Here is an 11917-nt window from a genome sequence, read left to right on the forward strand (position 1 = left end):
GCCGCTCTCTATGATGTTGTCTCCGATCTTGAAGGAAAGCCCGCACGGCACGGACCGCGCGGGCTCTTTTTTCGTCGGGCTTCGGACCGGGCGTCGGGATCGGAACGAACTTCACCGTCGGTTCGACCGACTCACGCCCTATCAGCTCGCCGCGCTTTCGGAGGCGGCTTTCTCGGTGTCGTCGCTTTTGCGCTCGACATCGCTCGTCCCCGTCAAATCCGTCATCAGTGCGTAAATCTCTTCCTTCGTCTCGGCGGGAATCGTGTCGACGCCGAACTTGTGCGCGTAGAAGCACCCTTCGAGCGCCATGATCACAAGCAGCATACGGCTGCGACGGCGCTTCGGAAGGCGCAGGATGCGCGCGAAAAGCCGCGCGTACCAGGCGCGCACGGGTTCGAGCAACTCCGGATCGTGCGCCTGTTGCGAGAGAAGCTGCACGCCCACCGAGGCCCAGCCGCGGTTGTCGCTGCTGAACTGCCGAAACCAGGAGACGAACCCAGGAACGAGCGTTTCTTCGGGGAGCCCCTCGAACTTCGCCTCGTGGCGCCGAAGTTCCCGATCGAGGTGTTCGGCGTAATCTTCGATCAAAGCGGCCTGAAGGGCGCGCTTCGTGGGAAAGTGGTACATGATGGCGCCCTTGCTTACGCCCGCCTGCTCGGCCACGCGGTCCATGCTGAGGCGCGCGATCCCGCCCGAAAGGAGCACCGCACGGGCGGCTTTGAGAAGGTCAGCTTTGGTTTTCTGAGCTTTGAGCGACATGGCGGGTTCTTCGGATGGGGCGTTCGGGGGCTTGTCGGACGTGCGGCTGCAGGTCGGCGAAACGCCTCGGGCGCGGAAATGAAAAAAGGGGCGGCCGATTCGGCCGCCCCCCGAATATTAACCGAGAGGGGAGACGTGGGGGAAACCGAACGTTCTTCCTCCCGGTTCTCTTTCGAGGTCGTGCGTTTGCGGTGATGCAAACGGTCGGACTTTACTTCGCGGCTTCGGCGGCGGCCTTGCCGGCGATGCGACCGAAGACGATGATGTCCGTGTAGGCGTTGCCGCCGAGGCGGTTCGTGCCGTGCGTGACACCCGTCACTTCACCCGCGGCCCAGAGGCCCGGAATGACCTGACCGTCCTTCGTCAGAGCCTGCGCCTTTTCGTTGATGCGAACGCCGCCCATCGTGTGGTGGGTGGAGGGCACCGCCTTGATGACGTAGTACTTGCCCTGGCTCATGTCGACGAGGCCGCTGCGGTGGTTGAAGTCCTTGTCGTTGCCCTTGCCGGCCATCGAGGTGACGCGATCCGTCGTGGCCTTAAGCTGATCGAACGGGATCTTCGTGAAGTCGGCGATGCACTTCAGGTCGTCGCAGGTCTTCATGATGCCCTGCTTCGTGAAGGCTTCGTATTCGGTCGGGTGAGCCTTGACGGTGTTGGAGATCGCACCGATCTTGTCGTTCCAGAGAACCCAGCAATAAGCGCCCGTCTGCTTGAGGATGGCTTCGGAGAGCACGTCGCGACGTTCGAGTTCTTCGACGAAGCGCTTGCCTTCCTGGTTGAGCATGATGGCGCCGTCAAAGCGCGCGTCGGCGATGAGTTCGATCACGCCCGAGATCGGGTCGCAGATCGGGTACGTCTGGATGTAGCTCATGTTGACGAGCTCGGCACCCGCACGTTCCGCCATGTAGAGAGCTTCGCCCGTGGCGCCCGGAGCGTCGGTCGTCTTGAAGCGTTCGTCGATCTTCGGGTTGTACTTCTTCACCATTTCGGGGTTGGCACCGAAGCCGCCCGTAGCGAGCACGACGCCGCCCTTGGCATTGAAGGTGTAAGTGTTGCCGTCCATCGTGGCCTTGACGCCGACGACGCGACCGTCCTTGTCCTTAACAAGCTCTTCGGCCTTCATGTTGGTGATGACCGGAATGCCGAGTTCGTCGGCCTTGGCCTGGAACTTCGCGATGAATTCCGTGCCGGTGTGGCCGACCGGAATCAGAGCGCGCTTGCGGCTGTGGCCGCCGAAGAAGAAGAGGTTGTCGTCTTCGAACTTGACGCCGAGGTAGTCGCGGCACCAGAGCGCGGCGTCGAGCGCCTGATGGGTCATGACGTTGATGACCTTCATGTCGCCCTTCTTGTCGCCGCCCTTGTAGGTGTCTTCGGCGTGGAGTTCGGGCGAGTCGTCGGTGATGCCGAGCTTGGGCTGGACCCAGTTGCGGGCCACGTTCATTTCGGCGCCCGAAATGAGGGAGTTGCCGCCGACGGCGGGCATCTTTTCAAGGAGGACGACGTTCGCACCGGCGTTCTTCGCTTCGATCGCGGCCGAGAAGCCCGCGCCGCCCGCACCGATCACGACCACGTCATAGGAGGATTCCTTCGGGAGGTTGACGACGGCCTTCTTGAGGGCCTTCTTGTCGGCCTTCGAGAGCGTCACGCCCGCCTTCTTGGCGGCGTCCTTAACGGCGTCGAGGAAACCCTTCGAGGAGAAGGTGGCGCCCGAGATGACGTCGAGGTCGGCGGAGTTCGACTGAACGACGTGATCCTTCAGGTCCGTGAAGACTTTCTTCGCGAGAACGGGGTTTTCCTGGTTCTTCACGACTTTGATGTCGGTGATGCGGCCTTCGTCGAACGTGACGGCAACCGTGATATCGCCGTGCTTGCCGACGCCCGTGCCTTCCTGGGTAACGGGGGCGGCAAAAGCCGTGACGGCGAAAAGACCGCCGATCGCGGCGGTAAGAAGCGTGGTACGCAACTTCATGATGGTTTCTCTCCAACGTGGGGTCCGAGCAGCACTCGGGTCCGTTCTTAATTCGGAAGTGATTCTAGACGAAACCGACTGGTCGGTATGGTGGTACTTTCACCTACTCGAGTGGGAGATGCAAAGAAGAAAATCATAAAAAACAAGTGCAAGCCGATTTTCAGCTGAGCTCCCTAGGGGAAAACATCAGACCGACCGGTCGGACTTTTGGGTATGATTCGGTTCGCGCGCCGGGTTGACTCCCGACCGACGAGCCTCGGCCGATAGCTCCCGAGCGGTCGACCGACCTCGGCGCGTTCATTTTTATTCGGAGGCTTCGCTCGCGGACCGTTTTCGGGCGGAGCTCCTCCGGAAGAGCTTTCGAACTTTCGACCGTACAAAGGACACCGTACAATGCAGCTCAAACCCATCGTTATCGGACTTGCCATGTCGCTTGCCGCCCTTTCCGCCAACGCCACCGTGACCCTCACCGGGAAGACGCTCACCCAGGACGAAGCCTGGCGCGTTGCCGAAGGCGAAGAAGTCGCTATCGCTCCCGAAGCCATGAAGCAGGTAACGGATTCGAACCGCCTCGTCATGACCGCCGCCCGCCAGGGCGTTGAAATCTACGGTCTCACGGTGGGCGTCGGTCTCAACAAGGATCACAAGCTCTTCGAAGCCTCGGGCGAAATGACCGAAACCGCCCGCCGGGCGAGCATCGACTTCAACCGCAACATCCTGCGCTCGCACTCCGTCGGGTACGGCGCTCACCTCCCGAAGGAAACCGCGCGTCTCGCGATGGTCGTGCGTCTCAACACGCTCCTGACGGGCCGCTCGGGCGCTCAGCCCTACGTGGCGGAGCTCTACCGCGACTTCTTGAATAAAGGCATCACGCCCGTGATCCCGACCCGCGGCTCGATCGGCGACGCGGACATCACGCTCGCTTCGCACGTGGGCTCCGTCATGATGGGCGAATGGCGCGCCGAAGTGGACGGCAAGGTCGTCTCGGGCGCCGAAGCGCTCCGCATGAAGGGCATTCGCCCGCTCGTTCCGGAAGGCAAGGACGGTCTTGCGATTCTTTCCACCAACTCCGTCGGCATCGCGATGACGATGAGCGCCATGCGCGAAATGCGCCGCGTGCTTCAGCTCTCGCCCGTTGTCTACGGCCTTACGCTCGAAGGCATGAACGGGAACGTCGCCCCCTTCCTCGCTCAGACCGTGAAGAGCCATCCTCTCGCGGGGCTCTCCGAAGCCGCGACCGAAATGCGCGCCACTCTGAAGGGCTCCTACCTCTGGGAAAAGGATCCGACCCGTGCGCTCCAGGATCCCCTTTCCTTCCGCACGACGGTCTACACGATCTCCGAAGCCAAGCGCGCTTTGAACGATCTTGACGAACTCGTCAACGTTCAGATCAACAGCTCCGACGACAATCCGGGCGTCATTCTCAACGCCTCGAAGGAGGACCTCGAATCGAGCCAGGTCGCGCAGTACTTCGTGAAGGGCGAAGGCCTCGAAGGCGCCATCATTCCGAGCGCGAACTTCGAACCGCTCCCGATCGCGATTGCCGCCGAACGCGCCGCGATCGCCCTCGGTCACGTCGCTCACAATTCGCTCCACCGCACGCTACGTCTCGACGAAGACCGCTTCTCGGGCCTCTCGCGCTACCTCGCCGGCCCCAACAACACGGCCGGTCACTCGTTCGGCGCGACCGAAGACTCGATGGTCTCGATCTACGCGGAAAACGTCGATCTCGCGAACCCCGTGTCGCTCGCGAGCACGCCGGTTGAAGGCAACATCGAAGACTCCGCTTCGAACCTTCCGCGCGTGGCGAACCGTCTCGAGCGCAGCGCCTCGAACCTGATCGACCTCTACGCGATGGAAATGCTCCACAACACCCAGGCGATCGACCTCCGGAAGATGAAGCGCTCCGACGTGAAGCTCTCCGAAAAGACGCAGGCCCTCTACGACGCCTACCGCAAGGTGGTACCCTTTGTTGAAAAGGACCGTATCTTCTCCGAAGACCTCGAAGCGGGCGTGAAGCTCTTGAAGAGCTACGAAGTGAAATAAGTCGTTTGCCCCCGCGTCGACGACTCCGGGGGGAAACGTCCGCGGGGAGCCGCTCTTGCGGTTCCCCGCATTTTTTTGTAGTCTTTGCCCGCTCGACCGCACCACCACCCTCGTTTTCTCATGACCGCATTGCGTTTGCGCTCCGACGTCTTCGTGACGATCTCGGGCGCCGGCACGCCGTTTCTCGACGGCTTTTCGACTGCATCCGCCGCTTTTTTGATTCTGCTGGTTCCCGGGCTCACGTCGCTTGAAACCGCGCTCATGACGAGTCTCTTTCTCGCGGGATCGTTCGCGGGCTCGCTCGTGGCGGGACCGATTGCGGACCGCTTCGGTCGGCGCGGGCTCTTTGCGGGGGCGGCGGCCGGGATCCTCGCGCTCACGCTTCTCGCCCGCGCGCTTCCCGAGGTGAGCGTCATTCTCGCGATGCGCTTTTTGACGGGGTTTTTGGTCGGGGGCGACTACCCCGTCTCGCAGGCGATCGTCACGGAATCCGTCTCGCCCGAACGGCGCACGCGGGCTCTGGCCGTCATGATGCTCGCGTGGAATGTCGGCGCTCTCTCGGCCGTCGTTACGGCGCTCCCCGTACTGCTTGCCGACCGCTCGTGGCTCTTTTTCTGGACCGTGCAGGCCGCGGTGGCGGGGATCCTCTTTTTGATGCGCCTGCGCGTTGCGGAGTCCTCCGAGTGGCTGCGCGAGCGCGACAAGGGGGAGAAAAAGGTTGAGGACCGTGAAACGTCGTCCGAAAGGGAGGCGCTTACGGCCGAACCTTCCGAAAGCCGTTCCGGCAAGCGCGCCTACCGCCGCAATCTTGTCTTTTGTGCGGGCTTCTGGCTCTGCCAGACCGTGCCCGTCACGGTGATGATGTTCTATGCGGGCCGCATCATCGAAATCCTCACGGGAACGAACGGTCCCGTGACGCACATGCTGCTTCTTTACGGGTTCTTCCTCGTCGGGGCGATCCCGACGCTCTTTCCCGTCGTCGCCTCTCGCCCGAGGACCGTTCTCCTCACGACCTACGTCGCGATGTTTATGGGCCTGGCGCTCGTTGCTTTCGGCGGGAGCGACACGGCGGCCTCGGCGGGGTTCGTGCTTTTCGCCTTTGCCTACGGGCTGCAGGCGCCGCTTGACTTCGTGTACCCGAATCTCCTTTTCCCCACGGCGATCCGCGCTCGGGCCGTGGGGCTCGTGACCGCGCTCGCGCGCGTCGGGGCGACGGCATCCGCTTTTGCGTTCCCGCTTCTCCTGGAAGATTTCGGCGCGCCGGCGCTCTTCGCTGGCGGTCTCGGGCTGCTCGCCTCGGGGTTTTTACTCGGACTGCTCCTTGCGCCCCGCGATCGGGCCCTCGGTGCGTCTGTGAATCTGAAAGAATAACGAATACGAAGTCTCGTTTTTTCTCACGGAGGTCCCATGCTCGAAGCTCTCTTCGCCTTCTTGGCGTTTCTCGTTTTCGGCGCGCTTTTCTTTTGGATTCTTCCGTTCCTGCTCGGTCTCTTGTCGATGTTCTGGACCGTGTGCGTCGGGCTCGTGATCTTCGGCGCGGTGTGCTTCCTTTTCCCCGCCGCATTCGCCGTGCCGTTCGGGTTGATCGGGATCGCGCTCGTGCTTTTCCCGATTCTCTTCCTCGTCGCGGTGTTCCGCGATTGAGGCAACCGAGAGAACCCGGAACAACCGAGAAGGGCGAAAAAAAGCGGGCACCGAAGTGCCCGCATCCTCTCGGTCTCGGACGGACGGGCCGTCAGAGCGCCGTGTCGCGCCCGTCGAGAGCGTTCTCGGCGCTTTCCGAAGCGACGCCGCCCGTTCCGTTCATTCCGCCCGGGGCGGGCTTGCGGTAGGCGGCCGTCCCCCAGAGCGGCACAGTCGACAAGGAATGCTTGAAGCTTCCCGACGTTTCCTTCGTCGAGTAGCTGACATAAAGGAGCGTCTGGTTCGCTTCGTCGTAGATGCGACGGATCTTCATCGTTTTGAAGAAGACGCTCTTCGACTTGCGGAAGACCACGTCGCCGTCCTTCCCCTTCGGAATGGCGACAATCATCTCGGGCGTGATTTCGCCCGTCTGGCGGCAGGAGACGGAGCTCTCCGACGGGTCCGAGAACTGAAGCGGCGACTCGATGCTCGTGACGTGACACGTGACGCCCGTGACCACGGGGTCGACGAAGGCGTTCGTGGTGATGTTCTTGAAGGTGAAGACGCCGAGCGAGACTTCGGCGACTTCGTCGTTCGAGCAGCCCGCAAGTGCGATGACCGCGGCGCCGAGCGCGCCGCAAAGGCGAAGAGTGCGAGAGGTCATGGGTTTTTTCCGGTGAGTTCGGTTTTCGAAGCCTCATCATACCCAAGGCCGGGTCCGAGCGTGTCGGACCCGTTGCAACCGTCTTTTTCAGGCCGAGTCCGAGTCGGGACTTCGGCTTTATCGGAGAAGGCCGAAAGCGGCCGGAAAGCGAAACACACGAAAACATGCAGGCCGACGGCCCGAAGTCGGGCGCCGGCCTGAGGTGTCGTTTCGTTTTGTACGGTGCCGGGCCGCCATGCCGTCACGCGGGCGGTTGCGACTCGATCATTTGGTCGGGGTCTTGGCGGGCTCTTGGGACCGAGCGGGAGCCGTGGTTCCCGTCCGAGGCTGCAAAACGAGGAAGCGGCGGATGTCCTTGTCGAGGTTGATCATCCAGTTGTTGACGTTCCTGTGCGCGCAGACGACGTCCTTATCCTGGGTGCAACCGTGTCCTTCGTTGAGGCCGCGGCTCGAGACATATTCGACGCGGAAGTTGCGCGCGTCGTAGTTGACGCGCACGATCGCTTCGAAGTGCTGCGCCTTGGGGCCGGAGGGGTAGGCGAGCGTCACGACGCCCGGGTCGTCCGAGATGACGCGCCAGTAGCGAAGTTCCGCCGCGCGAAGAACGGCTTCGTGCACGGTCGCAATGGGCGTTCCTTCCGTCACGTAGCCTTGCGACATCGTGCGAACGGGAACGGTTGCACCGCAGCCGGCGAGGATGAGGGCGCTCGCAAGAGCGAGGCCGAGTAGAGTAGAGCGAATCGGGCGTTTCATTTGTCGTCTCCGTGAAGCGGTTGACTTATTCCCATTTTACGGAGTTCCTTCGGGCTTTTTCTGCGGGTTTCATCGGAGGAGTTCGCGAACCTCAAGGCTTGAAAGGCATTCGGTTTCAAGGAGTTCGGCCGCTCGTTCGGGCGTGATGCGCTTCAGGACCGAAATGCCGATCGTCACGTCGGTACCGTGAGGGGGTTTTGCCCGTCCCGATTTCGCGTGAAGCGCGAGGCTACAATCGTTGAAGTCGCATCACACCGACCCGGGCTCAAAGCCTTCACGGCACAGAACCCGCCGAAATGTAAAAGGAATTTCATGATGGCCGACAAATCCCTCACCCCGACCGATCCCGCACTTGAGCGCGACCGCAAGGTCGCGGAGCAGCTCACCGAAAAACTAAAACTCGACGATGCCTTCCCCGTCTTCGACTCCTCCGCCGATGCGGTCGACTACGTGCGCGGGGCGCTCGCGACGATGCCTGCCGACAGCCGCGCCGAAGCGGTCCGGGCGTTTCTCGCGCAGCTCCAGCCCGAAGAGCGCGACCGACTCTTCACGGCTCTTCTCACGAACGCCGCGCGCAAATTCAAGAAATTGAAGAACGAGGTCTCGAACCTCTATGAACTCTCCGAAGGCTACGGTCGAGGCGAATACCCCTACAAGAACCGTTACCCCGCGAGCCTCTACGAGAAGGAACTCTACAATCTTCAGGTCGAACTCTTGAAGCTTCAGGAATGGGTCAAAAAGACCGGGAGCCGCATCGTTGTCGTCTTCGAAGGGCGCGATACGGCGGGGAAAGGCGGTACGATCCGGCGCTTCACCGAAAATCTCAATCCACGCGGCGCGCGCATCGTGGCGCTCTCAAAGCCCACCGAAGCGGAAGCCCGTCAGTGGTACTTCCAGCGCTACGCGGCGCAGCTCCCGAACCCCGGGGAAATCTGCTTTTTCGACCGTTCCTGGTACAACCGCGGCGTCGTGGAACCCGTGATGGGCTTTTGCACGCCCGAGCAGACGAAACTCTTTCTCTCCGAAGTGGCGGGCTTTGAACGAAGCCTCGTCAATTCCGGGATCATCCTCGTCAAATTCTGGCTTTCCATCAGCCGCGAAGAGCAGCTGCGCCGCTTCCGCGACCGCCAGACGAACCCCCTGAAGCGCTGGAAGTTGTCGCCCGTCGACATCGCCTCGATCGACAAGTGGGACGACTACTCGAAGGCGATGCAGGCGATGTTCCTTGCGTCCGACACGCCCTTTGCGCCTTGGACCGTCATTCGCAACGAAGACAAGCGCCGCGGGCGCCTGAACGCCATTCGCATGCTCTTGCGCCTCGTCGACTACGAGGGCCGCAACCTCGAGCACGTGGGGTCGGTCGATCCCTTGATCGTCGGGCGCTCCGAAATGCTCGTCTCCCAAACCGCCGACATGCGCCTGGAGAGCGCCTCGGGCGGTCACGCGGAAGACGCCGCAAAGGCGCGCCGCATTCGCGAGCTTGAGGCTCAGGTGAAGGAACATTATCGGAGGCTCGACTGATCGCGAAAACGCAACGGCAGGAACGCAAAGGCCGCCCGGGGAAACCCGTCGGGCGGCCTTTGTGATTTTGGGTTGTGCTTCGCGGGGAAAAACGCCGTCAGCTGTCGCGCTTCCGGTCGAACCACCCCGACACCTTACCCGTCACCTCGCCCGTGAGACCGGGGAGCCGCGCCCCGAACGTCTCGGCAAGCGCCGCGAGGAGCACTTCGAGTGCCGCGCGCGCTTCCTCGGCGTTCCCGCCCGAATCGAGCTGCAAAAGCGTACGCGTCGCTTCGGGGCGGCGCAGCCGAAAGCCTCGTCCTTCGCGCGCGGGATGCGCTTCGAGGAAGGCCTCGGCGTCGGCCAGGAGCGCGAGCTCGTCGTGCGTCGGACGGACGCCGTAGGGGTAGCGCGTCAGCAGGCAGGGACGGGCGGCCTGTTCGGGATCCGCAAGGCCCAACGCCCGACCGAGCGCGCGGATTTCGTCCTTCGCGACGTCCGCGTCCGCCAGGGGCGAGCGGATGCCGAGTTCGCGCAGAGCCCGAAGGCCCGGGCGGTAGACCCCGAGGTCCGACGCGTTCGTGCCGTCCGCGAGCGGCAAAGGCGCCGCGCGGTCCTTGAGTAGCCGAAAGAGGGTTGACTTGCAGACGTAGCAGCGGTCGGTACCCGACGTGAAAATCGCGTCGTTCGTAAGGGGATCGAGCGCGAGGAGTTCGATCGTACGATCGAGCCGCCCCCGGGCCTCGTCGAAATTTTCAATACGCTCAAACCCCATCGCGCGTGCCGATTCCAGTGCCGCACGCGATTCTATTTCGGGTACGTGCGGGCCCGTCACGTGAAGAAGCCGCACGGGAATCTGCAGGCTCGACGCGAAAAAGGCGAGAAAGCGGCTGTCGAGCCCGCCCGAGTAGGCCAGCGCCAAGCCGCAGGCGGCGTCGGCGAGCTCGGTCAACACCTCACGCAGGGCGCGAGCCTTGAGGGCGAGCGGTTCGGGGAGCATCTCAAGACGCTCGGAGAACTCCCGGACTTCAGGGCGTTCCGCGGCGTCCATCAGGCGAATTCCTTCGGCAATTCCGTTCCCCACGCCCAGAGGGAGCCGTTCGGGACGTCGTCGAATTCGCGCAGCGTAAAGACCGTGGCGCGCGTTTCGATTCGCATGGCGGGCCAGGGACCGAATTCGGCGCCGAACCCCAAGAGGACCGCGAGGCCCGTGGGCGTGACGGGTTCGCCTTCGCCCCCGTAGGGTCGGACGGGAACGCCGTCAAGCATCGCAAAAAGCGCCGGAGCGGGGTAGGGGATCGCGCCGTGGGCGCACTGAATGGTGCCGTCTCCCAAGGGAATCGGGCTTGCAACGAGACGAGGCGAGCCGAGATTCACCCAGCATTCGGCCGCAAGACCCACGGCGAGAATGTTCGCCATGCGGCCCACTTCGTGAAAGTGGACGTCGTCGAGCGTCGTTCCGTGCACGCGCGCTTCGGCTTTCCCGAGCGTTTCCCAGACGCGGTTGCAGATCGCACGGGCTTCGGACGACAAGCGGCTTGCATCGAGAATACGGGCGATGTCCGAGAGATGGCGGTGGACGTGCCCTTCGGGTGCGACCGTGCGCGCGGTGTAACCCGCAATCGACCGAACGCTGCGCGGGCCGAAAGCGATTTCCGCATCAACCTCGGGGAAGAGCTTCGCGAGAAAGGCGCTCGCCGTACCCGACGTCTGCCCGGTGAGCGCGAGAAGGCCCGCAAGGAACGCGTCGGCGTTGAAGCCCGCATGGATGCGGACGGTGATGATCGAATTTGGCATGGGGTACCTCAGGAAAAATCGTTCTCGTTCTTCTCGTTCTTCTCGTTTAGGACGCGTTCAGCAGGCGCAGAACCCGCGCCGCCGCGCACGCCGCGCCGTAGCCGTTGTCGATATTCATGACGGCGACTCCGGGCGCACACGAGGCAAGCATCGAGGAAAGGGCCGTGCGGCCCCCTTCCGCGATCCCGTACCCGACCGACGTGGGAACGGCAAAGAGAGGGCGGTCGGTGAGGCCGCCGAGCACCGACGCAAGCGCCGCATCGAGCCCTGCGGCCACGATCACGACGTCGCAGGCGTTGATTTCCGCAATCGCCGCCTGGATGCGCCAGAGACCTGCAACCCCGCAGTCTTCGAAAAGCCGCACCTCGTACCCGAGGTATTCGAGCGTGCGGGCGGCTTCACGCGTCACGAACGCGTCCGCCGTCCCGGCCGACACCACCGCCGCGCACCCCGTAGCGTGCTTGGGGCACGTCTTCGCCCACGCCGTGCGCGACAAGGGGTCGTAGTCGTAGGCCGCCCGAAGGTCTTCCGGGAGCGCCGCAAACCGCTCGAGCGCCACGCGCGTAAAGAGGATCGGCTTTTCGTCGGGATTCGCAAAACGCGTGAAAAGCGCGAGGAGGGCCTCTTCGGACTTTCCTTCCGAGAAGACCGCTTCGGGCAGTCCGATGCGGCGGTCGCGCTCGATGTCGAAACGAATGCCCGGGGCGGCGTGCGGGGTTCGGGTCACGTGGGATTCCTCCTTGAAGCGGTGTTGGGTGTGTGAGCGTAGGCTGCGGGTTGACGGGTTTTGCGGGAACGGTTCCTTC

Annotated in this window: 11 protein-coding genes; 4 read left to right on the forward strand and 7 right to left on the reverse strand. The window is 63.1% G+C overall.

All coding sequences use genetic code 11. The features are described 5' to 3' along the window. Positions 1-141 precede the first annotated feature (141 nt). Positions 142-759 carry a TetR/AcrR family transcriptional regulator gene (locus S6FBBBH3_RS05515; RefSeq protein WP_120176796.1) on the reverse strand — a complete coding sequence of 206 codons (618 nt, stop codon included), beginning with the start codon at positions 757-759 and terminating at the stop codon, positions 142-144. Between the two features lie 211 nt (positions 760-970). Next, positions 971-2728, reverse strand: a complete 1758-nt coding sequence (locus S6FBBBH3_RS05520; RefSeq protein WP_120176797.1) for a flavocytochrome c — start codon at positions 2726-2728, stop codon at positions 971-973. A gap of 393 nt (positions 2729-3121) precedes the next feature. Between S6FBBBH3_RS05520 and S6FBBBH3_RS05525 the strand changes: the two genes are divergently transcribed. The 3 genes from S6FBBBH3_RS05525 (at position 3122) to S6FBBBH3_RS05535 (ending at position 6418) form a co-directional block, all read left to right on the forward strand. Further along, positions 3122-4774, forward strand: coding sequence for an HAL/PAL/TAL family ammonia-lyase (locus S6FBBBH3_RS05525; protein WP_120176798.1), 1653 nt, complete (start codon positions 3122-3124; stop codon positions 4772-4774). 120 nt (positions 4775-4894) lie between these two features. Beyond that, positions 4895-6145, forward strand: a complete 1251-nt coding sequence (locus S6FBBBH3_RS05530) for an MFS transporter (RefSeq protein WP_120176799.1) — start codon at positions 4895-4897, stop codon at positions 6143-6145. Positions 6146-6181: 36 nt separating this feature from the next. Further along, complete coding sequence (locus S6FBBBH3_RS05535; protein WP_120176800.1) at positions 6182-6418, forward strand: hypothetical protein; 237 nt, start codon at positions 6182-6184, stop codon at positions 6416-6418. A 91-nt stretch (positions 6419-6509) separates the two neighbouring features. Here S6FBBBH3_RS05535 and S6FBBBH3_RS05540 read toward each other — a convergent pair whose 3' ends face one another. Together S6FBBBH3_RS05540 and S6FBBBH3_RS05545 are read right to left on the reverse strand one after the other, a co-directional pair. Then, positions 6510-7061, reverse strand: a complete 552-nt coding sequence (locus tag S6FBBBH3_RS05540) for a CreA family protein (RefSeq protein WP_120176801.1) — start codon at positions 7059-7061, stop codon at positions 6510-6512. Between the two features lie 264 nt (positions 7062-7325). Beyond that, entirely contained in the window at positions 7326-7814 is a 489-nt protein-coding gene (locus tag S6FBBBH3_RS05545) for a hypothetical protein (RefSeq protein ID WP_120176802.1), read from the reverse strand. A gap of 315 nt (positions 7815-8129) precedes the next feature. On the opposite strand from S6FBBBH3_RS05545, the gene ppk2 reads away from it, so the two are divergent. Next, on the forward strand, positions 8130-9335 hold the full coding sequence (gene ppk2 / locus S6FBBBH3_RS05550; RefSeq protein WP_232008843.1) for a polyphosphate kinase 2: 1206 nt from the start codon (positions 8130-8132) through the stop codon (positions 9333-9335). Positions 9336-9432: 97 nt separating this feature from the next. On the opposite strand, the gene S6FBBBH3_RS05555 is transcribed toward ppk2, so the two are convergent. The 3 genes from S6FBBBH3_RS05555 to larB are packed head-to-tail and all read right to left on the reverse strand — an operon-like array spanning position 9433 to position 11838. Continuing rightward, positions 9433-10365, reverse strand: a complete 933-nt coding sequence (locus S6FBBBH3_RS05555) for an adenine nucleotide alpha-hydrolase family protein (protein WP_120176804.1) — start codon at positions 10363-10365, stop codon at positions 9433-9435. Then, complete coding sequence (gene larC, locus S6FBBBH3_RS05560) at positions 10365-11111, reverse strand: nickel pincer cofactor biosynthesis protein LarC (RefSeq protein ID WP_120176805.1); 747 nt, start codon at positions 11109-11111, stop codon at positions 10365-10367. The genes S6FBBBH3_RS05555 and larC overlap by 1 nt, the downstream gene beginning before the upstream one ends. A gap of 46 nt (positions 11112-11157) precedes the next feature. Beyond that, positions 11158-11838, reverse strand: a complete 681-nt coding sequence (gene larB / locus S6FBBBH3_RS05565; RefSeq protein WP_232008844.1) for a nickel pincer cofactor biosynthesis protein LarB — start codon at positions 11836-11838, stop codon at positions 11158-11160. Positions 11839-11917 lie beyond the last annotated feature (79 nt).

This window comes from Sutterella megalosphaeroides (assembly GCF_003609995.1).
GTDB classification, from domain to species: Bacteria; Pseudomonadota; Gammaproteobacteria; order Burkholderiales; family Burkholderiaceae_F; genus Sutterella; species Sutterella megalosphaeroides.

Bases quoted from the DNA above. Each gene is read 5' to 3' on its own strand.
- S6FBBBH3_RS05515 (WP_120176796.1), bottom strand. From the start codon at position 759: ATGTCGCTCAAAGCTCAGAAAACCAAAGCTGACCTTCTCAAAGCCGCC.
- S6FBBBH3_RS05520 (WP_120176797.1), bottom strand. From the start codon at position 2,728: ATGAAGTTGCGTACCACGCTTCTTACCGCCGCGATCGGCGGTCTTTTC.
- S6FBBBH3_RS05525 (WP_120176798.1), top strand. From the start codon at position 3,122: ATGCAGCTCAAACCCATCGTTATCGGACTTGCCATGTCGCTTGCCGCC.
- S6FBBBH3_RS05530 (WP_120176799.1), top strand. From the start codon at position 4,895: ATGACCGCATTGCGTTTGCGCTCCGACGTCTTCGTGACGATCTCGGGC.
- S6FBBBH3_RS05535 (WP_120176800.1), top strand. From the start codon at position 6,182: ATGCTCGAAGCTCTCTTCGCCTTCTTGGCGTTTCTCGTTTTCGGCGCG.
- S6FBBBH3_RS05540 (WP_120176801.1), bottom strand. From the start codon at position 7,061: ATGACCTCTCGCACTCTTCGCCTTTGCGGCGCGCTCGGCGCCGCGGTC.
- S6FBBBH3_RS05545 (WP_120176802.1), bottom strand. From the start codon at position 7,814: ATGAAACGCCCGATTCGCTCTACTCTACTCGGCCTCGCTCTTGCGAGC.
- ppk2 (WP_232008843.1), top strand. From the start codon at position 8,130: ATGGCCGACAAATCCCTCACCCCGACCGATCCCGCACTTGAGCGCGAC.
- S6FBBBH3_RS05555 (WP_120176804.1), bottom strand. From the start codon at position 10,365: ATGGACGCCGCGGAACGCCCTGAAGTCCGGGAGTTCTCCGAGCGTCTT.
- larC (WP_120176805.1), bottom strand. From the start codon at position 11,111: ATGCCAAATTCGATCATCACCGTCCGCATCCATGCGGGCTTCAACGCC.